Here is a 21472-nt window from a genome sequence, read left to right as displayed (position 1 = left end):
GGGAATAGGTATGAACAAATTCGAACAAACACGCGCACGCTTTCATGTGCCCGAAGGCGTGCGTTACTTTGACGGCAACTCCCTGGGTTTGATGCCTGGCGCGGTGGCATCCCACGTCAACGAAGTGGTGACAAAACAGTGGGCCCAGGGGCTGATTCGGTCGTGGCACGAGGCCCAATGGCGCGTGTTGCCACAGACGGTCGGGCAAAAGGTCGCGCGCCTGATCGGTGCCCAGCCCGCCCACGTCGTGGCGTGCGACTCGACTTCGGCCAACCTGTTTAAAGTGCTGGTCAGTGCCGTGCGGCTGCGCCCTGGTCGCAACACGATTGTCACCGACGCCGACGCGTTCCCCACCGACCTGTACATCGTCTACCAGGTGGCCAGGCTGTTTGACCTCAAGGTGGTTGCTGTCCCGGCGGCGCAGATTGCGTCGCATCTGGATGAACAGGTGGCAACCGTAGTCTTGACCCATGTCGATTACCGCAGCGCCGAGATCTATGACATGGGCCAATACACCCGGCAGGCCCACGGGGTCGGTGCGCTGATTGTCTGGGATCTGTCCCATACCGCCGGCGGTGTTCCCTGCAACCTGGAGGCGGACAATGTCGACTTCGCAGTGGGATGTGGCTACAAGTACCTCAATGGCGGCCCGGGCGCCCCCGCCTATCTTTACGCTGCAGCCAGGCATCTGGACAAGTGCGAGCAACCCCTTGCCGGCTGGTTCGGGCACGCACGCCCGTTCGATTTCAGCCAGGACTACACGCCGGCTGAAGGTGTGTCGCGGTTCCTCTGCGGTACCAACCCGGTCATCGGGCTGTCGGTCCTTTCCAGGGCGCTCGATGAGTTCGATGGTGTTGATATGCAGGAGATCCGCGCGCGTAGCGTGGTCCTGACCGGGCAATTCATCGACGGTGTCGACACCGAGCTCGTCGGGCTTGGTTTTCACCTCGCCTCGCCCCGCGAGGCCGCAAAGCGCGGCAGCCATGTTTCGCTGCGACACCAACAGGGCTACGGGATCATGCAGGAATTGGCCTTGCGCGGTTACATCGGTGACTTCCGCACACCCGACTACATGCGCTTTGGTTTCGCCCCCTTGTACAACAATGAACAGGATGTGTGCGAACTGCTCAGCGAAATCAAACTGATCATGGACACCCGCGCCTGGGATAAACCGGCCTATCAGCAGCGCCGCGACTTTACCTAGGTTCTAGAAACGCCCCGCCCTTCACTCGACGCCTCGTCACACATTACGAGGCGATGGGTTTGTGCTGCCCAAGGTTTCCTGCCAACGGCTGCATGAGGGGGCAAGCGAATGGAGAAAGCTATGGAAAACATTGATTACGGACAGCATCGCGAAGCGGTTGCCGGCCGCGCTGATGTCGAAGTAACGCCTGAGCTGGTGGCCTATTACCAGGAACTGGAGGCGTTGAAGGCCGGCGCCTTATGGACGGTGGCAAACAAGATCGAGCCCTGGCAACCGTGCTCTGAGTCCGTTCCCGTGCTCTGGCGTTATCAACAACTGCGCCCGCATGTGTTGCGTTCCGTGGAGCTGGTCACGCCCGAGAAAGCCGGGCGACGGGTCATCTACCTGAACAATCCCGGGCGCCAGCAGGTGTCTGCCGCCGTCGGCTGGCTGTACGCCGGCCTGCAAGTCATGCACCCCGGCGAAGCCGCCTCGGCACACCGGCATTCGGCATCGGCCCTGCGCTTCATCATGGAGGGCCGGGGTGCTTACACCATCGTTGACGGGCACAAGATCACTTTGGGCGCAAATGACTTCGTGCTCACGCCCAATGGCACATGGCATGAACACGGTGTCGAGGCCGATGGCGAGATCTGTATCTGGCAGGACGGGCTGGATATCCCGCTGGTCAATGCGCTGGAGGCCGGGTTCTATGAGGTTCATCCGCAGTTGGCACAAACTGTCGGCTATGCACTCAACGATTCCTCGGCGATTTGGGGGGCCAACAGCCTGAGGCCGGACAACGTCGGCTGGAACAAGCCCTACTCCCCGCTGTTCAAGTACGAGTGGCAGGCCACCTATGACGCGCTGAAGCGCTTTTCGCAAAGTACGCCAGGCAGTGTCTATGACGATGCCCTGATGCACTACACCAACCCGGTCACCGGCGGCCCGGTCATGCCCACAATCGGTGCGAGCATGCAGTTGCTGCGGCCTGGCTTCGTTGGCAAAGCCCACCGGCACACCGGCAGCTTCCTGTATCAGGTAGCCAAGGGCAACGGCTACTCGGTCATCAACGGCCAGCGTTTCGACTGGCAAGCCCGTGACATTTTCTGTGTCCCCTCCTGGGCCTGGCATGAGCACGTCAACCTGAGTGCAAGCGATGACGCCTGCCTGTTCTGTTTCAACGACCTGCCTGTCATCACGGCCCTGGGGCTGTATCGGGAGGAAGGTCTTCTCGACAACCACGGTCAACAACCCTTGGTTTGATTTTTGCCAATTGCCGTCAGAGGTTAGAAATGCGACTGGTTACCTACAGAACTGATATCTGCGCGCCCGCCGTTCTGGGCGTTCTTGTTGACGAGCGGGTCATCGACCTGTGTGCCCTCGCCGCTCACGCCGGCGAGTCACTGCCTGACTCGATGCTGGCCTTTATCGACCTGGGGCGGCCCGGCCTTGAGGCGGCCTACCGGGTGTTGGCCCGTTATGAACAGGGGCTGCCCGCCGGCGTCAGCCATAGCTTGTCGACGGTCAAACTGTTGGCGCCGATTCCCCGGCCACGAAAGAACATCTTCGGCATCGGCCTGAACTACGTGGAGCATGTCACAGAGTCGAGCAAATCACTGGACACCGCCAACGAGCTGCCCAAGGCGCCGGTGATCTTCTCCAAGCCGCCCACCACGGTCATTGGTCCAGGCGATGCGATCGAGCATAACGCGGCGATCACCCGTCAATTGGACTGGGAAGTGGAACTGGCGGTGATCATTGGCACGACGGCTAAAGGCGTGGGCGTTGAGCAGGCGCTGCAACACGTCTTCGGCTACAGCCTGATGATCGATATGAGCGCCCGGGATTGCCGCCGCGCCGGCCAATGGATCTATTCCAAAGGCCAGGATACCTACGCGCCATTCGGGCCGGTGATCGTGACGGCAGATGAGATCGAAAACCCCCAGGTGCTCGACTTGAGCCTCAAGGTCAATGGCGTCACCAAACAGAGTTCCAACACCCGGCACATGCTGTTTGACGTCGCGACGCTGGTTGCCGATATCTCCCAAGGCATCACTCTCGAACCTGGCGACATCATCGCCACGGGCACGCCTGAAGGTGTCGGTGCCGGCCGTACGCCCCAGGAGTGGGTGTGGCCCGGTGACGTTATCGAGGCGCAAATCGAGCAGATTGGCTACCTGCGCAACCCGGTGGTTGCCGTGGGCAACGACCCGCGGGCAGGCCGTGATTGCTGACCGAACGGGCCCCAAGGCCCACTTTTTGACGGAGGTTGCCATGTTCGATTTTCATGAGTTTCGCGCCGCAACGGTGCAGGCATCGCCGGTCTTTCTGGATGTACAGGCGACCCTGGATAAAGCTATCGGGCTGATGAAAGAAGCCGCGGGCAACGGTGCGAAACTGATTGCCTTCCCTGAAGTGTTCGTGGCCGCTTACCCCTACTGGAACTGGATTGCCAACCCGCTGCAAGGGAGTCCCTGGTTTGAACGCCTGGTAAAGACCGCGATCCAGATCCCCGGGCCGCAAATCAGCAAACTGGCCAACGCCGCCGCCCGTTACAAGATCAACGTGGTCATCGGCGTGAATGAGCGCGCGGCGCACAGTGTCGGTACGCTCTATAACACCCTGGTGACCATTTCCGATCAGGGCGTGGTGCTGGGCGCGCACCGCAAACTGGTACCTACCTGGGCGGAAAAACTCACCTGGGCGGCCGGCGACGCTTCTGCGTTGCAGGTTCACCACACCAGTGTCGGTGCACTGGGGTCGCTGGCCTGCGGCGAGAACACCAACACGCTTGCACGCTTTGCCCTGCTAGCCCAGGGTGAAATGGTGCATGTCGCCAGCTACATCGCCTTGCCGGTCGCCCCACCTGACTACGACATGGCGCAGGCCATCCAACTTCGAGCGGCTGCTCACTCCTTTGAAGGCAAAGTCTTCACCGTTGTTTCTTGCTCGACGATTTCCGAAGAGATCATCGAGCACATGGAAACGCTCAACCCCGACGCCCGCCAACTGCTGAGCCGCCCCAACAGCGCCTTCAGTGGTTTTCTTGGCCCTGATGGGCGAGTGCTGGGCGAGCCGCTGATCGACCGGGAGGGTATCGCCTACGCCGACATTGATCTGTCCCGGTGTATCCAGCCTCGGCAAATGCATGACATCACCGGGCACTACAACCGCTTTGACATATTCGGGCTCACGGTCAACCGCCGCGTATTGAGCCCTGTGCAGTTCGTCGACGACTTCCCCCAGCCCGGCGCTGGAGGGGGCGAGGCATCGCTTTCAGCAGAGGAGTAAGGTTCGTGCAAGCCAACAAGATTATCCGTATAGGCCAGATTGTCCCCAGCTCCAACACCACCATGGAGACCGAAATCCCGCAGATACTGCGTGCTCGGGAAGGCCTCTACCCAGAGCGCTTCACCTTTCACTCAAGTCGCATGCGGATGAAACAGGTGACCGCACAAGAACTCCAGCGCATGGACAGCGACAGTGATCGCTGCGCCCTGGAGCTCTCGGATGCCCGCGTCGATGTGCTTGGCTACGCCTGCCTCGTCGCAATCATGAGCATGGGCTTGGGCTATCACCGGGTCTCCGAGCAGCGCCTGCACACGCGCACCCTCGAAAACAACGCTGCCGCCCCTGTGGTCACCAGCGCCGGCGCCCTGGTCGAGGGCATCAAGGCCCTGGGAGCGAAGAAAGTTTCCCTGCTCACGCCTTACATGAAGCCGTTGACCCGGCTGGTCATCGACTACCTCGAAAACGAAGGGATCGAGGTCGTCGACAGCATCTCCCTGGAGATTGCCGACAACCTGGAGGTTGCCAACCGCTCGCCCCTGGCGCCGGTGGAGATCACCAAGCAACTGATCACCCACAACGTCGACGCAATCATTGCCTCGGCTTGTGTACAGATGCCCTCGCTGCAATCCGTGCAGATCATTGAAGACAGGGAAAACATACCGGTGCTGTCGTCCTCGATTGCCACCACCTACCAAATGTTGAAAAAACTGGGGTTACCCACCCGTATTGACGGCTTTGGCACCCTGTTGTCCGGCGCTTACTGAACACACCCACGAATTTTTACGCTGCCCTCAATCTCTGCGGCGCCGGGCCGACCTGCGTTCGCGATATAACAAATACAGTGAGGAAACATGAGCGGATCACAACAGCCAGCACAACAGCTTCGCCGCAACCTCTCCGGGCGTCACATCCAGATGATCGGCCTCGGTGGTGCAATCGGTACCGGGCTATTTCTTGGCAGCGCCGGAGTGATCAAGGCGGCGGGGCCTGCCGCGATATTGGGTTATGCATTCGCCGGCCTGATCGCCTTCCTGATGATGCGGCAATTGGGTGAAATGCTCGTTGACGAACCGGTGTCCGGTTCCCTGAGCCACTTTTCAGGCAAGTACTGTGGGCGCTTCTTTGGCTTTCTCGCCGGTTGGAACTATGCGGCGATGTACCTGTTGGTCGGCATGGCCGAGCTTACGGCACTGGGTAAATACGTCCATTACTGGTTCCCGGACATCCCGCTCTGGATGAGCGCAACCGGATTCTTCCTGCTGATCAATATCCTCAATACGCTCAATGTCAGGGTCTTTGGTGAGGTGGAGTTCGCCTTTTCCCTGGTCAAGGTGGTGGCCATTGTGTTGATGATCGGCTTTGGTGTGTATTTGCTCACTACCGACTCGGTGCCCGGTGCCAGCGTGAACAACCTCTGGGCACACGGCGGGTTCATGCCCTATGGCATTTCCGGGATCGTGCTGGCCTTGCCATTTATCATGTTTGCCTTTGGTGGGTTGGAAATGGTCGGGTTTGCGGCCGGAGAAACCGAAAACCCGAGGCAAACCATCCCCCGCGCCGTCAACCAGGTGCTGTTCAGGATTGCTGTTTTCTACATCGGTGTACTACTGGTGATGCTGTCCCTGATTCCCTGGAACAGCCTCGTTGACGCGCTGAACTCCGGCGGCGATGCCTACAGTGCCAGCCCGTTTGTAAAAATCCTCAGCCTGATCGGCAGTACCCACGCGGCAGATATTCTGAACTTCGTGGTACTCACCGCAGCGCTCTCGGTTTACAACGGTGTGGTCTATTGCAGCACGCGCCAGTTGCACAGCCTGGCACAACAGGGCAGCGCCCCGACCAAGCTGCTGAAACTCAACAAACATGGGATTCCGGTGAACGCCCAGTTCGTCACGGCCATCATCACCGTCGTGGCCGTCGGGCTTAACTTTCTCTATCCCAATGGGACCCTTGAGTTGCTGATGGCCCTCGCCGTTGCCATCACGGTGATCAACTGGGTGCTTACCAGCCTCACTCACTTGAAATTCAAGCAAGCCCGGCGTGCGGCACAACCCCAGGGCTTCCCTGCGCCGTTTTCACCGTTGAGCAACTATTTGTGTATCGCCTCGGTGCTGGGGATCTTGCTGACCATGGCGTTCATACCCGCCGTACAAATTTCGGTGATGATCTTGCCCGTCTGGCTGCTCGGCCTTTACCTGGCCTACCGGAAAATTCCCGGCCAGCGCCGGCACAAGGATGCGCAGGCGCAGACCCCTTGAGAGCAGCGTTGCGGCCTTGTGTGCAGGCACAAGGCTACCCTGGCGGCAAAATCAGATAGGAGTCACTCCAACGCCCGGCTAAACTGCCCCCCCGTTCCAGAACCTGAGAATACCCATGGCCAACCACGATCTTGACTTCACCCCTGACCTCGACCCCGACTCGATTTCCTCCGACGTCATCGGCTTCAACGGCATCCTGGTCTCCACGCAGATCCCGGTGCGTGCCGACGGCAGCCTGGAACTGGGCGATATCACGGTGCAAAGCGAATGCACCCTGCAAGCCCTCAAGGTGGCCCTTGAACGTGCCGGCAGCTCCATGGACCGGGTCATGCACTTGACCATCTACCTTACCGATATGGCCGAGCGCGCAGCATTCAACGAGGTATACAAGCGCTTCTTCGCCAAACCCTGGCCGGTACGCGCGGCGGTTGGCGTGGCCTCGTTGGCGGTCGAAGGCATGCGGGTGGAAGTCACGGCAATGGCGGCCAAGGGATAAGCGCGGCGCATTTCCATGCAAATCGCGGCTACAATGCGCACCTCAACCGTGACAAGCCTGAATAAAACAACTATGTCCTTGCCCAAGCATCACCTGGAATTGCTCAGCCCTGCCCGCGATGTCGCCATCGCGCGCGAGGCGATCCTGCACGGCGCCGACGCTGTGTACATCGGCGGCCCAAGCTTCGGTGCGCGCCACAACGCGTGCAACGACGTGAGCGAGATCGCTCAGTTGGTGGAGTTCGCCCGTCGTTACCACGCCCGCGTGTTCACGACCATCAACACCATCTTGCATGACGACGAACTGGAGCCAGCCCGCAAGCTGATCCACCAGTTGTACGAGGCCGGGGTTGATGCGTTGATCGTCCAGGACCTGGGCGTGATGGAGCTGGATATCCCGCCCATCGAGCTGCATGCCAGCACCCAGACGGATATCCGCACCCTGGCCCGGGCCAGGTTCCTCGACCAGGCCGGGTTTTCCCAACTGGTACTGGCCCGCGAGCTGAACCTCCAGGAAATCCGCGCGATTGCCGATGAAACCGATGCTGCCATCGAGTTCTTCATCCATGGCGCGTTGTGCGTGGCGTTTTCCGGCCAGTGCAACATTTCCCACGCGCAGAACGGTCGCAGTGCCAACCGTGGCGATTGCTCCCAGGCCTGCCGCCTGCCCTACACCCTCAAGGATGACCAGGGTCGTGTTGTCGCCTTTGAAAAACACCTGCTGTCGATGAAAGACAACAACCAGAGCGCCAACCTGCGCGCCCTGGTGGATGCCGGCGTGCGTTCGTTCAAGATCGAAGGCCGCTACAAGGACATGGGCTATGTGAAGAACATCACCGCCTATTACCGCCAGCGCCTGGACGAGATCCTCGAAGACCGCCCGGACCTGGCTCGCGCGTCCAGCGGTCGCACCGCGCATTTCTTCCTGCCGGACCCGGAGAAGACCTTCCACCGTGGCAGCACCGACTATTTCGTCAGTGACCGCAAGATCGATATCGGCGCCTTCGACACGCCGACCTTTACGGGTTTGCCAGTCGGCGTGGTGGAAAAAGCCGGCAAGCGCGACTTGCAGGTGATCACCCATGAGCCGCTGTCCAACGGTGATGGCCTCAATGTGCTGATCAAACGCGAAGTCGTAGGCTTTCGTGCCAATATCGCCGAGCCCAAGGGGCAATTCGAGGAAGACGGCGAAAAGCGCTACCGCTACCGCGTCGAGCCCAATGAAATGCCAGTGGGCTTGCACCAGTTGCGGCCGAATCACCCGCTCAATCGCAACCTGGACCATAACTGGCAGCAAGCGTTGCTCAAGACGTCTGCCGAGCGCCGGATCGGCGTGTCCTGGCAGGCCAACCTGCGCGCAAGCCAGTTGCAATTGACCGCCACCAGCGAAGAAGGCGTAAGCGCCAACGCCACCCTGCCCGGCCCGTTCGGTGAGGCCAACAAGCCGGAACAGGCGCTGGATACCTTGCGCGACCTGCTCGGCCAACTGGGCACCACCCAGTATCACGCCACGGCAATCGAGCTGGATGCACCGCAGGCCTACTTCATTCCCAACTCGCAACTCAAGGCCCTGCGTCGCGACGTGATCGAAGCGCTGACCGTGGCCCGTGTCGAGGCTCATCCCCGGGGTGGCCGCAAAGCCGAAACCACGCCACCGCCGGTGTACCCCGAGTCGCACCTATCGTTCCTGGCCAACGTCTACAACCAGAAAGCCCGCGACTTCTACCACCGCCATGGCGTCAAGCTGATCGACGCGGCCTACGAGGCCCACGAAGAAACCGGTGAAGTGCCGGTGATGATCACCAAGCACTGCCTGCGTTTCTCCTTCAACCTGTGCCCCAAGCAGGCCAAGGGCGTGACCGGCGTACGCACCAAGGTAGCGCCGATGCAGTTGATCCATGGCGATGAAGTGCTGACCTTGAAGTTCGACTGCAAGCCTTGCGAAATGCACGTGGTCGGCAAGATCAAGGGGCATATCCTGGATCTGCCGTTGCCGGGCAGCGGTGTGCAACAGCAAGTCGTGGGGCATATCAGCCCGGCCGACCTGCTCAAGACCATCCCGCGCGCGCCGCACTGAGTGATGCCTGCTTGCCGGCGATTGCGATCTTACGGGCGCTATCGCCGGCAAGCCGGCTCCTACAAAAGGCGTTTGGCGGGTGATGGCGTCACGCGCCACCACCATCCCCGCTGCAGCCCCGCCGCCGCCAGTAGAATCGCCGCAACGCCCAGCCATTGTGCCCAACCCAAACGATGCCCGTAGGCCATCCAATCCACCAGGATCGCCGCAATCGGGTAGATGAACGACAGCGCCCCGGTCAATGCCGTCGGCAACTTTTGGATCGCCCCATAGAGCAACACATACATCAGGCCGGTATGCACCACGCCCAGGGTCAGCAGCATCACCCAGGCATCGACGGGTGCCGATAGGCTGTGCCACGAGACCAGCGGCACCAGCAGCAGCGCACCGGTACCCACTTGAATCAGCGCCAGCAGATGGGGTGGTACGGCCTTCAGGCGCTTGATGATCAGCGCAGCGACGGCATACAGAAACGCCGCGCCTGAGGCCTGCGCGATCCCCCACAGGTATTGCTCGCCACTGCCCTGCTGCTCGGCTTTGGCACTGACAATGGCCAGCATGCCCACGAAAGCCACGCTCAACCATGCCAGCTTCTGCAAGGTAATTTTTTCGCCAAGAAACAGCGCCGCCAGCATCACCAGCATGAATGGCTGAACGTTGTAGACCGCCGTGCTGATCGCAATGGAGGCCTTGGCATAGGAGGCAAACAGCAACAACCAGTTACCGACGATGGCCACGCCGCTCAACATCGCCCAGCCGAGTATCGGGTAACTCAACCATCCGCCACGCAAATACCCCAGCCACCAACACACCAGCAACAGGGTCAGGCCGCCGATGACACAGCGCCAGAACACCACTTCGATGATCGGCATGCCAGACACCAGCACAAACCAGCCGATGGTGCCGGAGATCAGCATGGCGCCAACCATTTCCCACGAACCGCGACGTATGGATGAGTCCATGATTAAGTTCCTCGATTGAGGCTAAATTATGGCAATCTGCGCCAATCAGGCTCCAGCGCCTGAATAAGGTCAAAGGTGGTCACTGCCTATTCTTATTAGGCAAAACAGCAGGTTTACTTAAGGAGCCCAGGATGATTGATGTTATCGACCAACAACTGATCGCCGCCCTGATGGACGACTCGCGCTGCTCGCTCAAGACCCTGGCGGGGATTACCGGCCTGTCCTCGCCCAGTGTTGGCGAACGCTTGCGACGCTTGGAAGAGCGCGGCGTCCTGAAGGGCTATACCGTGGATATCGAGCCGAAACACTTTGGCTACCTGCTGCAAGCCATCGTGCGCATCCGCCCTCTGCCCGGGCAATTGCAGGAGGTGGAGCGGCAGATCCAGGCAATCCCGCAATTTACCGAATGCGACAAGGTCACCGGTGACGACTGCTTTATCGCGCGGCTGCATGTACGCACCATGGATCAGTTGGATACCTTGCTCGACCGTCTCAATGCTTACGCCGAAACCAACACCGCCATCGTCAAGAAAACCCCGGTCAAACGCCGGCTGCCGCCGTTGGCGGATGGCAGTTAGCCGGGCACTGTGCGCTCAAGGACTGGGGCGTGGCCCAGGGCGTACTGGCGGATAGCTACGTTCAGGTGGATGGAGGCGCGGCGGTCAAGGCACGATGTATTGCGGTGGTATATCCCCCTTAACATAAAAAACCTCGAACTCCTGGTTATTGAGTTGTTCAGCCGCTTGTAAAAGCGTGGCCCGGGTAACTTTGCGATCTTCGACCAATCTTTGACCGTCTTTGAGAATAATGTCGGCGACCGTACGGAAAGCCCCCGGTTCTTTGGTCGTGTCGACGGTAAACACCGGAACGGTATTGTGATTGGTTGAATACTCTCTGGAGAAACTCTCTGCCTTTGACCTGCGCGCACTGAAAGACATGACTTCACCGCCACTCCCGCCTTGTCGGGCAGTGTGTTTGATAATGGCCGCCAGATAGTCATCACCTGAGGTGTTAGTGCCTGCTGCGCGCCTGAGGCCGGTGGTAGCGTTATCTCCAAGGGCAGTATGGGCGCGATAAATCTGTGCTGGGATGTTGAAGTCTGCCGCCTTTATCTGAGCCACGGACCTGACACTCATTTTGGCGCCAGGCTGGTTGTTACGCTGTTGAAGCAGATTTTCCATAAAAGTCTCAGAGGGACTCAGAGCCGGCGGGGTTTCTCCCGATGGCATTTTTGAACGGCCCGGCCCGCCGCCTTCAACCCCCCTTCGCTTCCAGATCCCGTTGTCGTTGGGTTTGGCGACAATGCTACTGCTGACCGTTCGGGTCGGGTCTCTCGGGTCGGAGATACGCAGCAGGTAATGCACGCCGTCCCCTGCATCTGGCTTGTCGGCTATGAAGTATTTGCGCCCTTCAAATTCAATTTCCTTAAGCGCCACGCCCTGCGCAGTGGGTGGCACCGCATCTGCCACCACGGTTTCTTGGCCCCTGCCGAGTGCTTGGTCCACAGGGCCCCTGCTATGTGCTTGCTCCACAGGTCCACTTGCCTTGGGTGGCAGCTCCTTGGGCAGCGGTTTGATGTTCTTTCTCGCCGGGCTGCCAGGTTTCAAACTGAGGGCATCCGCGAAGTCGCGGGTATCCTGTTCGCTGATGGGTTCATTTTTTATGGCCATGGAGATGAGCTTGCCCAGGCTGCGGGCTTGACCATAAGCAGGTACGAAGCCTTGGGCGAAATCACCTATATACTTTAAATCCTCGTCCATGGTTTTCTTATCAACACCAAATACCTTGCCGAGCTGATTGTTTTTATTCAGGTCAAGCAACAGTGCGCTGACGGGATTATCTATGTACCGCTCTACGGTATCTGCTGTCGTTTTATCAACGCCCAACAACTGCAAGAAATCCCCTATGCCATTAAAGGGATGTTCGAGCTGGGTCAAAAGTTCGTCATAAAATCCTCTGATGGAGTTGCCATCCAAGTTGTTCAGCACTTCATGGTGCACCACCCTTTTGAACTCTTCTGCGGTAATGGCCTTCAAGGGACTAGTTCTATCAATCCCATTTTTGACAAAGTAATAATTGCCTTTATTACCTATGCCCAATAAATTTCCATAGGCATCGTACTCAAACAACACTTTTTCGCCATCTGGGCGGTAGCCCAAGTAGGCTGCGCGACCTGTGGTGGACCCCGGCGCTTTTTTAACGTTGCTCAATCCGTTGACCGATGCTGGTGGGGCATCTATGGGTTTATCGAGTCGCGCGAAAATATCGCCTTGTTCAGTCGCATACGGTCCAATGACAGCATTGCGGTCGTCGTTTTTAAATCCAATCAGCGTATCGTTGATCCGCTGGTTACATGCCGTATCGCCGTCTTCAGCAAAGTGCGAATAAAATTTATGCAGTTCGAACACGTCGTTGGTGACGCCTTTGAGCCAGGTGTTCATATCCTCTTTGCTATTAAATGACTGGAAGGATTTGCCGTCCTTATCGGGAATGAATAACACGATATTGGTCCGACCTGATTCTGCGGGCACACGCGCTATGTAAATAATGTCCCTCGCCTGAATACCATCTATGGCAAAAGTCTTGACTTGAACTTTTGCTGCTCCCTCCTTGCCAGGTGCCAGTACTGTATCGACCAGCTTTTCAGCTTCACTATCAAGGGTTCCATCGTTCAGCTCTTTTACCCTCAGATCGTTGTACTTGTCCTGCATGGCGGATGCAGAGCCTTCGGCGGACACACTTCGGGGATTACGCTGGGGTATCCCCTCAGTTGTAGATATAGACGTGATGGGCGGCGGCGAAGCACTGATGGTCATGGTCGTCATAATAAAAAATCCGGGAATTATTGACGGAGCTATCCCCAAGCAACGCGGTATTTATTACCCGTTACTTGTAATCCTTATGTGGCCCCGGCCGGAAATTTGTTCCATATGCTCCATAACGTGGCATGACAAGCTATTGCAAGATCTACGCGACGCTCATTGCGCGCACCGTCCCGGGGCGTTTGGCGGCCGTGACACGCACCACTCTTGCGCAGGCCTGTACATTAAGGGGCTGATACACCGCGTAATCCCTATAAACACGCTTGCGGCACAGCCATTGCTTTACTCCTGTACCCCCTGCCTGCCAGGGTGAACACAGGAGCAACTGTTACCCCCCGACTCAGAGCCGCCCCCAAGAGAAAGTAAGGACCCGGTCCGTTGGTGCCAATAGCCACGGGCTTATAACAATGCGTTTTTTAAGCGGCAGTGCCTGCCCCCTTTCACCCGGCACTGACAAGGTAATTGGAATGGCTCGATCTTTCTTTGATGAAATGAATGACGCAAATGGCGTCTGCCGTGCGCACTACCAGGAATTCTCACGCTGGCTGGCCAACACGCCGCCGGAACTGTTGGCCCAGCGCCGCCGTGAGGCCGACCTGCTGTTCCATCGCGCCGGAATCACCTTCACCCTCTACGGTGACGAGCAAGACACCGAGCGCCTGATCCCCTTCGATATCATCCCGCGCAGTATCCCCGCCCGTGAGTGGAGCCTGATCGAGCGCGGCTGCATCCAGCGGGTCAATGCGCTGAACATGTTCCTCGCTGATATCTACCACGACCAGCGCATTATCAAGGCCGGGATCATTCCCGCCGAGCAGGTGCTAGGCAATGAGGGCTATCAAAAGACGATGGTTGGCCTGGACCTGCATCGCAACCTCTATTCCCACATTTCCGGTGTCGACCTGGTGCGCGATGGCGACGGCACCTACTACGTCCTCGAAGACAACCTGCGCACGCCCAGCGGCGTCAGCTACATGCTCGAAGATCGCAAGATGATGATGCGCCTGTTTCCGGAAGTGTTTGCCAAACAGCGCATCGCGCCGGTGGACCACTACCCCAACCTGCTGCTCAAGACCCTGAAAAGCGCAAGCCGCCTGGAGAACCCCAATGTAGTGGTGTTGACCCCTGGCCGTTTTAACAGCGCGTTCTTCGAGCACGCGTTCCTGGCCCGGGAAATGGGGGTGGAGCTGGTGGAAGGCGCCGACCTGTTCGTGCATGAGCTCAAGGTATTCATGCGCACCACCGATGGCCCGAAGGCCGTGGATGTGATCTACCGGCGCATCGACGACGCCTTCCTCGACCCCCAGGCCTTCAACCCCGAGTCCATGCTCGGCGTGCCCGGCCTGGTGGCCGCCTACTGTGCCGGCAACGTGGTGCTGGCCAATGCCATCGGCACGGGTGTGGCGGACGACAAATCCATCTACCCCTATGTGCCGCAGATGATCCGCTTCTACCTGGATGAAGAGCCGGTGTTGCAAAACGTGCCGACGTTCCAGTGCCGCAAGCCCGAGGAGCTGTCCCACGTCCTGGCGCACTTGCCTGAGCTGGTGGTCAAGGAAACCCAGGGCTCCGGCGGCTACGGCATGCTGGTGGGCCCGGCCGCCTCGGTCGCCGAGATCGAGGACTTCCGCCAGCGTATCAAGGCGCGGCCCCATGCCTATATCGCGCAGCCCACCCTGAGCCTGTCCACCTGCCCGACCTTTGTCGAAAACGGTATCGCCCCACGGCATATCGACCTGCGCCCGTTTGTACTGTCGGGCCAGGAGACGCGCCTGGTACCGGGTGGCCTGACCCGGGTGGCACTGCGTGAAGGCTCATTGATCGTCAACTCGTCGCAAGGCGGCGGAACCAAGGACACCTGGGTGGTGGAGGGCTGAGTATGCTGAGTAGAACCGCCGCAGATCTGTATTGGATGTCGCGCTACCTGGAACGCGCGGAAAACCTGGCGCGCATGCTGGAGGTCAGCTATTCGCTGTCGCTGATGCCCCAGGCCGGACGCAGTGATGGCCTGGACGAACTGGCGATGTCGCTGCTCAGCAGTGGCACCCTGGACAGCTACCTGGAGCGCCACCGGCAACTGGACGCCGAGCGCATGCTGCACTTCTTTGCCCTCGACGAGGAAAACCCGGCCAGTATCTACAACTGCCTGCGCGCCGCCCGAGGCAATGCCCATGCGGTGCGCGGTCGGATCACCGCCGACATGTGGGAAAACCTCAACGCTACCTGGCTGGAGATGCGCAGCATGGCGGCCGGCGGCCTGGCGCGCCATGGCATCAGCCACTTCTGTGACTGGGTCAAGCAGCGCTCGCACCTGTTCCGTGGTGCCACGTCCGGTACGATCATGCGCAACGATGCCTATCGTTTTATCCGCCTGGGCACCTTTGTCGAACGTGCCGACAACACCTTGCGCCTGCTGGACGCGCGCTACGAGATGTTTGGCGAAGAGTCCGAAGAAGTCAGCGACCTGTCCGCACGCGGCTACTACCAATGGAGTGCCCTGCTGCGTGCCCTGTCGTCGTTCGAGGCCTACACCGAGCTGTACCCCAACGCGCTGAATGCACGTTCGGTGTCGCAACTGCTGCTGTTGCGCAGCGACGTGCCGCGTTCGCTACATGCCTGTATCGAGGAACTGAGCCATATCCTCGCCGACCTGCCAGGCAGCTACGGTCGCACTGCCCAGCGCCTGGCTGCCGAATTCGAAGCAAGGTTGCGCTACACCGGCATCGACGAGATCCTCGAAGCAGGCCTGCACAGCCGGCTGACCGAGTTTATCGACACCGTGCGCGAACTGGCGCGGGCAATCCACAGTTCCTACCTGGAAGTCGTGTAAATACCGCACGTCCCTGTAGGAGCGGGCTTGCCCGCTCCTACAGGTCTGGTGTTTGCTCCAGACATATAACTGTCAGTTTGGATCATTGATCCCACCTCGCGGCTGCTCTTATGGTTGCTCGACATCCATAAGAACAGGTACAGACCATGTCCGAAGCCCTGCAATTGGCCCCCGGGGCCGCCCACACCCTGCAACGCTGGCACGCCATGCTCGCCGCCGCAGACTTGACGGCCCTGCCCGAGCTGCTGGCCCCACAGGCGGTGTTTCGCTCGCCGATGGCGCATACGCCCTACCCCGGCGCGCCGGTGGTATCAATGATCCTCAACACAGTGTCTACCGTCTTTGAAGACTTCCAGTACCACCGCGAACTGGCCAGCGCCGACGGCCACAACGTGATGTTGGAGTTCAGCGCGCGGGTGGGCGACAAGCAGCTCAAGGGCATCGACCTGATCCGCTTCAACGAGCAGGGGCAGATCATCGAGTTTGAAGTGATGGTCCGCCCCTTGAGCGGGCTGCAAGCCCTTGGCGACGAAATGGGCCGGCGCCTGGCGCCGTTCCTGGCCAAGGCCAAGGGCTGACACTCAGCGCCCGAGAAACGCCAGCAACAGGGCGTTGACCTGCGCGCCCTGCTCCACCTGGATCCAGTGCCCGCAGTTGGCCAGGACATGCTGTTCCAACTGCGGCACCACCTGCGGCATGCGCTTGAGCGTGTGGGCCTCAAACACCCCCACCGGGTCGCGGTCACCGATCAGGAACAGCGTCGGTTGCAACACCTGGCGGCCCGCCAGGAACTCGGTGCGTTGCCAGTTGCGCTCGAAGTTGCGATACCAGTTCAACGGCCCGCGAAACCCCTTGGCGAAGGTCTGCACATAGATATCCAGGTCGTGCTGGCTGCACCAGGCCGGCAAGGCGCCGGGTGGCGTGACGCCTTCCAGCAAGCGGGCGGTGGCCGGCTTTTGCTGCAGGAACACATCCTGGTCCTGCATAAACAGGCGCAGAGTGCGCTCGATATCCGCCTCCAGTTCCTGCTCCGCCACGCCGGGCTGCTGGAAGTACAGGATGTAGTTGAAACGCCCGGCATACAGCTCGCGCATGATCTCGATCACCGGCCTGCGGGCGCGACCGGCAAAGGGCACCGACATCGTGACCAGAGCGCTGATGCGCTGCGGCTCCAGCAAGGCCAGGTGCCAGGCCACCACTGCGCCCCAGTCATGGCCAACCATCGCCACCCGACGGTGCCCGAACAGGTCCATGGCGCCCTGGATATCGGCGCACAGGGTCAGCACGTCGTAGTCGACAATGTCTGCGGGGGCACTGCTGCGTCCATAGCCGCGCATCTGCGGCACGAACACCCGATACCCGGCGGCGGTCAGCGCGGGTATCTGTTGGCGCCAGGAGTGCCAACACTCGGGGAAACCATGGAGCAACCACACCGGCGTTCCGCTCTCGGGGCCGGCGATATACAGGCTCAATTGAATACCGTTGACCGGGATCGTCTGTTGTTCGATAGCACTCATCGCGCAGCTCCATGAGGGGACTGCTGCAGACTGCCCCACCGGCATGGCCTGCGCCAGCATCATTGATCGGGCAAATACCTCAGGTCAGCGACCACCAACGCGGCAACAGCGACCGCACCTTGGGCTCGGCAAAACGGTCATCGATCAGCATCACCACCCCCTGGTCCTGCTGGGTGCGAATCACCCGCCCCGCCGCCTGCACCACCTTCTGGATCCCGGGATACAGGTAGGTGTAGTCATACCCCTCACCGAAGAGCGCGCCCATGCGCAGCTTTATCTGTTCGTTGACCGGGTTGAGTTGCGCCAGGCCCAGGGTGGCGATAAAGGCCCCGATCAGGCGTGCGCCAGGCAGGTCGATCCCTTCGCCGAACGCTCCGCCCAGCACTGCAAACCCCACGCCCTGGCTGTGCGCGGTGAACTGGTCGAGGAAGGCCTGGCGCTCGGCCTCGGCCATGCCCCGCGACTGATGCCAGGTGGGGATCGACGGATACCGTTCGGCCAGCAACTGCGCCACCTGCTGCTGGTAATCAAAGCTGCTGAAAAATGCCAGGTAGTTGCCGGGCGCACGTTCAAACTGCTCGGCGATCAGCGCGACGATGGGCGCCAGGGAGGCCTGGCGATGCACAAAACGGGTGGAGATGCGGTCGATGATGTGCACTTGCAGTTGCGCAGCCTCGAAGGGCGATTCCACGTCGATCCATGGGGTATCCGCCGGCAGACCCAGCAGGTTGGCATAGTAATGCCGGGGGCTCAGGGTTGCGGAAAACAGCACGCTGCTGCGGGCCGCCGTCAAGCGTGGGCGGAGAAACTCAGCCGGGACCACATTGCGCAGGCTCAAGCGTGAGAAGCGGCGCCTGGCCAGCGGGTCGCGCTGGCTGATGTCAAAAACAAACTGCTCGTTGAACAGCTCCGCCACCTTGGCGAACTGCAAGGCCTCGAAGTAAAAGCCTTGCAGTTGGCCCGTGAGTGCCTGCGGATGGTCGTTGAAATACTCGCCCATGGCGCTGGTGCACAGGGCCAGGGCCTGCAACAGCTTGTCCGGTTTGCTGGCATAAGCCTGGTACGCCGCGACCTGCTCCTTGTGCAGTGCATTCCATTCTCGGTTGAGCCGCTGCAACGGTTTTTTCAACGGTTCGGGGGCGGTATCGCGCAAGCTCTTCAGGGCAAACTGATCAAGGTCGGCGCTGTACATCGAGCGGCCCCGCTCCACCAGGTTATGGGCTTCGTCCACCAGCACAGCGACCCGCCATTGGTTGAGCTGGGCCAGGCCAAACAGCATGGCGCCAAAATCAAAGTAATAGTTGTAGTCGGCGACCACCATGTCGCACCAGCGCGCCATTTCCTGGCTCAGGTAATAGGGGCACACCCCGTGGGCCAGCGCCACCTCGCGCAAATGACGCTGATCCAGCAGCCGCACCTCGGCGGCAGCTTCGCGCGCGGCTGGCAGGCGATCATAAAAGCCCTTGGCCAGCGGGCAGGAATCGCCGTGGCAGGCTTTGTCCAGGTGCTCGCAGGCCTTGTCTCGCGCCACCAGCTCCAGCACGCGCAATGGCAGGTCGGTACTGGCGTGCAGCACCTGCACCGCGTCCAGCGCCAGTTTGCGGCCCGGGGTCTTGGCCGTGAGGAAGAACAGCTTGTCCAACTGCTGCGGCGCCATCGCCTTGAGCATCGGGAACACCGTCCCCATGGTCTTGCCGATCCCCGTGGGGGCCTGCGCCATCAGGCAGCGCCCGGTACTGACGGCCTTGTACACCGACTCGGCAAGGGTGCGCTGGCCCAGGCGAAAGCCTGCGTGGGGAAAGGCCAGGGCCTTGGTCGCGGCGTCCCGGGCCTGGCGCTGGCGGGCCTGCTGCTCGGCCCAGCCGAGAAACAACGCGCACTGGCGATTGAAGAACGCTTGCAGTTCATCAACCGTGCAAACCTGGCTGATCACCGTTTCGCGCTCGCTGACGATATCGAAATACACCAGCGCCAAGCCAATCTCGGGCAACCCCAGCGTGCTGCACATCAGCCAGCCGTAGACCTTGGCCTGGGCCCAGTGCAGTTGCCGGTGGTTGGCCGGCTGGGCAGCCAGGTCGCCACGGTAGGTCTTGACCTCTTCCAGCACATTGCGATCCGGATCATAGCCATCGGCACGGCCACGCACGGTCAACTGTTGGTAGAGCCCCTCCAGAGCCACTTCGCTCTGGTAGTGCGCGCTGCGGCGCGATGCCACCATGCGATGCCCAACCATGCCTTCCTGGGCACTGGGCGACGGGGTAAACCGCAAATCGAGGTCACCCGCCTTGGCCGTGAACTCGCACAATGCCCGCACGGCGACGGTATAGCTCAAGCGCCCTGCTCCGCCCAGCGCACATAACACACGGTAACCGGCATCTGGTGCTCGCCACAGAACTCCAGCCAGCGCAGTTGGTTGTCCTGCAGGCGATCGCCCGGGCCTTTGACTTCGATCATGCGGTAGGTTTTTTGCGCCGGCCAGAACTGGATCAGGTCCGGCATCCCGGCGCGGTTGGCGCGGATGTCCAGCAACAGGCGCTCGAACCAGTGCCGCAGATGTTCGGCGGGCAAGCAAGCGAGGGCCTGTTCGAGCAGTTCTTCGCTCAACACATTCCAGAACACAAACGGCGACTGGATCCCCCATTTTTCGGCGTAGCGCTGGCGGATCGTGCTTTTGTAGCGCTGGTCGTGCAGTTGCTCCAGGCAGGCGGCAAACAACTCGGCGCGGCGCGGCTGGAAGTCCTCACTGTGCAAATCCACCGGCCCGCGCTGGAACGGGTGAAAGAACGAGCCGGGCAACGGCGCGAAGATCGCCGGCCAGCACAGCAGGCCGAACAGCGAGTTGACCAGGGTGTTTTCCACGTAGTGCACCGGCCCCTCTTGATCCCCCAGGTGCGCCTGCACACACAACTCCACCGCTGCCAGCGGTTGCGGGAATGGCAGTTCCAGGTCCAGGCGCTGGATCACCTGGGGCTTGGGCCTGGGCTGCGCCGGCTCACCCAGCTTGCGCCGCAACCGCGGCAGCACCCGCAGCAGGTGTTGCTGCTCGGCCGCGCTCTGTGGGGCGGCCTGGGCCTCCAGGGCCAGGGCCATCGCCTGGGCGAAATCCTCCTGGCGTTCCAGTACCCGGATCAGGCGTGCGCGCGCGCCGGGATAGGGACAGCCGCGATAGATCACTTCGGCCAGCGTCAGTTCGGCGAGCCGTTCGCAATGCTGGCCGATCTGGAACAGCAGCTTGGCCCGTCGCTTTTCCAGCCAGGGGTTGTCGGTGCTCAACGTGGCAATCTGCGCCAGCACCTCCTCCAGCGCCTGGCCCGCCTCGAAGGCCTGTTGGCACTGGTGCAGGAACAGCAGGCCATCCACATCGTCACGATGGCGCAGCCCCCGGGATTCAGCGCAGAACTCGACCTTCTCGTAGGTGTAGATCCCCAGGTCCGCCAGTACAAACTCCGACCAGTCCTGGTACAGGTTGCCGAAGAACATCAGGCGCAGGCGGTCACACAGGCCCATCACCGTGAGGCTGTAAAGCCGCTCGTCCAGTGCAGGACACCACTGCGCAAACGTACGGGGTTCGTTGAAATGACTGGATAAATCCGGCAGCCAGTCGGACTTCTTGCCCCTGGGCTGCTCGATCCACGGCTTGAACGCCTGCAGCACCTCGCCTTTTTGCAACTGGCCCCACAGTTCATCAATCGACAGCAGGCCCTGCTCGCTGACCCAGCCGTGGGCCAGCAACGGCTGCACGGCCACGTCGATCGGGCCGATCTCGCCGTAGTTGAGCTTGCTCGCGCGAAAATGCACGCCCTTGCGCATCACCATCCGCACCAACAAGGCCTGGGCCGGTTGTGGCAACTGGGCGAACTGCGCCATAAACCGCTGTTCTTCGTCATCCAGCACATCGGCATAGCGCTGCCCCAGCCAATCGAGCACTTGCTGGAAGTTATGCAGGTAGTAAAGCGGGTCTTCGAGGGGGTTGGACATGACAGGCACTTGGAAAAATACTGGTTATGCATACAGATTGCCGCCGTCAGGCTTGT

General features: G+C 60.4%; 17 protein-coding genes. 12 read left to right on the top strand and 5 right to left on the bottom strand.

From position 1 onward, the window contains the following. Positions 1-10 precede the first annotated feature (10 nt). The 8 genes from kynU (at position 11) to HZ99_RS03015 (ending at position 9307) form a co-directional block, all read left to right on the top strand. Positions 11-1204 carry a kynureninase gene (gene kynU, locus HZ99_RS03050; RefSeq protein WP_051903016.1) on the top strand — a complete coding sequence of 398 codons (1194 nt, stop codon included), beginning with the start codon at positions 11-13 and terminating at the stop codon, positions 1202-1204. Between the two features lie 120 nt (positions 1205-1324). Then, positions 1325-2449: a cupin domain-containing protein gene (locus tag HZ99_RS03045; protein ID WP_038441291.1), complete on the top strand. Its 1125-nt coding sequence runs from the start codon at positions 1325-1327 to the stop codon at positions 2447-2449. A 29-nt stretch (positions 2450-2478) separates the two neighbouring features. Continuing rightward, positions 2479-3420, top strand: coding sequence for a fumarylacetoacetate hydrolase family protein (locus HZ99_RS03040; RefSeq protein WP_038441290.1), 942 nt, complete (start codon positions 2479-2481; stop codon positions 3418-3420). A gap of 40 nt (positions 3421-3460) precedes the next feature. Next, positions 3461-4477 carry a carbon-nitrogen hydrolase family protein gene (locus tag HZ99_RS03035; RefSeq protein WP_038441289.1) on the top strand — a complete coding sequence of 339 codons (1017 nt, stop codon included), beginning with the start codon at positions 3461-3463 and terminating at the stop codon, positions 4475-4477. Between the two features lie 5 nt (positions 4478-4482). After that, on the top strand, positions 4483-5241 hold the full coding sequence (locus HZ99_RS03030; RefSeq protein WP_038441288.1) for an Asp/Glu racemase: 759 nt from the start codon (positions 4483-4485) through the stop codon (positions 5239-5241). 87 nt (positions 5242-5328) lie between these two features. After that, positions 5329-6735, top strand: a complete 1407-nt coding sequence (locus tag HZ99_RS03025; protein ID WP_038441287.1) for an amino acid permease — start codon at positions 5329-5331, stop codon at positions 6733-6735. A 115-nt stretch (positions 6736-6850) separates the two neighbouring features. After that, on the top strand, positions 6851-7231 hold the full coding sequence (locus HZ99_RS03020; RefSeq protein WP_038441285.1) for a RidA family protein: 381 nt from the start codon (positions 6851-6853) through the stop codon (positions 7229-7231). Between the two features lie 72 nt (positions 7232-7303). Continuing rightward, positions 7304-9307 carry a peptidase U32 family protein gene (locus HZ99_RS03015; protein WP_038441279.1) on the top strand — a complete coding sequence of 668 codons (2004 nt, stop codon included), beginning with the start codon at positions 7304-7306 and terminating at the stop codon, positions 9305-9307. A 59-nt stretch (positions 9308-9366) separates the two neighbouring features. On the opposite strand, the gene HZ99_RS03010 is transcribed toward HZ99_RS03015, so the two are convergent. Continuing rightward, positions 9367-10269, bottom strand: a complete 903-nt coding sequence (locus HZ99_RS03010) for a DMT family transporter (protein WP_038441277.1) — start codon at positions 10267-10269, stop codon at positions 9367-9369. 131 nt (positions 10270-10400) lie between these two features. Between HZ99_RS03010 and HZ99_RS03005 the strand changes: the two genes are divergently transcribed. Then, positions 10401-10847: an Lrp/AsnC family transcriptional regulator gene (locus HZ99_RS03005; protein ID WP_038441276.1), complete on the top strand. Its 447-nt coding sequence runs from the start codon at positions 10401-10403 to the stop codon at positions 10845-10847. An 84-nt stretch (positions 10848-10931) separates the two neighbouring features. On the opposite strand, the gene HZ99_RS27345 is transcribed toward HZ99_RS03005, so the two are convergent. Continuing rightward, positions 10932-13094: a dermonecrotic toxin domain-containing protein gene (locus HZ99_RS27345; RefSeq protein ID WP_144243146.1), complete on the bottom strand. Its 2163-nt coding sequence runs from the start codon at positions 13092-13094 to the stop codon at positions 10932-10934. A gap of 464 nt (positions 13095-13558) precedes the next feature. Here HZ99_RS27345 and HZ99_RS02995 point away from each other — a divergent pair, with 464 nt between their 5' ends. The 3 genes from HZ99_RS02995 to HZ99_RS02985 all read left to right on the top strand — a co-directional run bounded on the left by HZ99_RS02995 (position 13559) and on the right by HZ99_RS02985 (position 16499). Further along, positions 13559-14968: a circularly permuted type 2 ATP-grasp protein gene (locus HZ99_RS02995; protein ID WP_038441275.1), complete on the top strand. Its 1410-nt coding sequence runs from the start codon at positions 13559-13561 to the stop codon at positions 14966-14968. A 2-nt stretch (positions 14969-14970) separates the two neighbouring features. Continuing rightward, entirely contained in the window at positions 14971-15921 is a 951-nt protein-coding gene (locus tag HZ99_RS02990) for an alpha-E domain-containing protein (protein WP_038441273.1), read from the top strand. Positions 15922-16067: 146 nt separating this feature from the next. Continuing rightward, entirely contained in the window at positions 16068-16499 is a 432-nt protein-coding gene (locus HZ99_RS02985) for a nuclear transport factor 2 family protein (protein ID WP_038441268.1), read from the top strand. A 3-nt stretch (positions 16500-16502) separates the two neighbouring features. On the opposite strand, the gene HZ99_RS02980 is transcribed toward HZ99_RS02985, so the two are convergent. From HZ99_RS02980 to HZ99_RS02970, 3 genes are all read right to left on the bottom strand, one after another. Beyond that, the gene (locus HZ99_RS02980; RefSeq protein ID WP_038441266.1) at positions 16503-17438 is read right to left on the bottom strand and encodes an alpha/beta fold hydrolase; all 936 of its coding nucleotides are present in this window, start codon (positions 17436-17438) and stop codon (positions 16503-16505) included. A 79-nt stretch (positions 17439-17517) separates the two neighbouring features. Continuing rightward, positions 17518-19770, bottom strand: a complete 2253-nt coding sequence (locus tag HZ99_RS02975) for an ATP-dependent DNA helicase (protein WP_038441264.1) — start codon at positions 19768-19770, stop codon at positions 17518-17520. Next, a complete protein-coding gene (locus HZ99_RS02970) occupies positions 19767-21416 on the bottom strand; it encodes a VRR-NUC domain-containing protein (protein ID WP_038441261.1) in 1650 nt (549 codons plus the stop codon). Before HZ99_RS02970 ends, HZ99_RS02975 begins: the two co-directional genes overlap by 4 nt. Positions 21417-21472 lie beyond the last annotated feature (56 nt).

This window comes from Pseudomonas fluorescens (assembly GCF_000730425.1).
GTDB classification, from domain to species: domain Bacteria; phylum Pseudomonadota; class Gammaproteobacteria; order Pseudomonadales; family Pseudomonadaceae; genus Aquipseudomonas; species Aquipseudomonas fluorescens_X.
The sequence above is the reverse complement of the archived record's forward strand: the minus strand, read 5'-3'. Positions and strand labels throughout refer to the sequence as shown.

What these genes read in the sequence shown, in the direction of transcription:
- kynU (WP_051903016.1), top strand. Translation starts at nt 11, where the DNA reads ATGAACAAATTCGAACAAACACGCGCACGCTTTCATGTGCCCGAAGGC.
- HZ99_RS03045 (WP_038441291.1), top strand. Translation starts at nt 1,325, where the DNA reads ATGGAAAACATTGATTACGGACAGCATCGCGAAGCGGTTGCCGGCCGC.
- HZ99_RS03040 (WP_038441290.1), top strand. Translation starts at nt 2,479, where the DNA reads ATGCGACTGGTTACCTACAGAACTGATATCTGCGCGCCCGCCGTTCTG.
- HZ99_RS03035 (WP_038441289.1), top strand. Translation starts at nt 3,461, where the DNA reads ATGTTCGATTTTCATGAGTTTCGCGCCGCAACGGTGCAGGCATCGCCG.
- HZ99_RS03025 (WP_038441287.1), top strand. Translation starts at nt 5,329, where the DNA reads ATGAGCGGATCACAACAGCCAGCACAACAGCTTCGCCGCAACCTCTCC.
- HZ99_RS03020 (WP_038441285.1), top strand. Translation starts at nt 6,851, where the DNA reads ATGGCCAACCACGATCTTGACTTCACCCCTGACCTCGACCCCGACTCG.
- HZ99_RS03015 (WP_038441279.1), top strand. Translation starts at nt 7,304, where the DNA reads ATGTCCTTGCCCAAGCATCACCTGGAATTGCTCAGCCCTGCCCGCGAT.
- HZ99_RS03010 (WP_038441277.1), bottom strand. Translation starts at nt 10,269, where the DNA reads ATGGACTCATCCATACGTCGCGGTTCGTGGGAAATGGTTGGCGCCATG.
- HZ99_RS03005 (WP_038441276.1), top strand. Translation starts at nt 10,401, where the DNA reads ATGATTGATGTTATCGACCAACAACTGATCGCCGCCCTGATGGACGAC.
- HZ99_RS27345 (WP_144243146.1), bottom strand. Translation starts at nt 13,094, where the DNA reads ATGACGACCATGACCATCAGTGCTTCGCCGCCGCCCATCACGTCTATA.
- HZ99_RS02995 (WP_038441275.1), top strand. Translation starts at nt 13,559, where the DNA reads ATGGCTCGATCTTTCTTTGATGAAATGAATGACGCAAATGGCGTCTGC.
- HZ99_RS02990 (WP_038441273.1), top strand. Translation starts at nt 14,971, where the DNA reads ATGCTGAGTAGAACCGCCGCAGATCTGTATTGGATGTCGCGCTACCTG.
- HZ99_RS02985 (WP_038441268.1), top strand. Translation starts at nt 16,068, where the DNA reads ATGTCCGAAGCCCTGCAATTGGCCCCCGGGGCCGCCCACACCCTGCAA.
- HZ99_RS02980 (WP_038441266.1), bottom strand. Translation starts at nt 17,438, where the DNA reads ATGAGTGCTATCGAACAACAGACGATCCCGGTCAACGGTATTCAATTG.
- HZ99_RS02970 (WP_038441261.1), bottom strand. Translation starts at nt 21,416, where the DNA reads ATGTCCAACCCCCTCGAAGACCCGCTTTACTACCTGCATAACTTCCAG.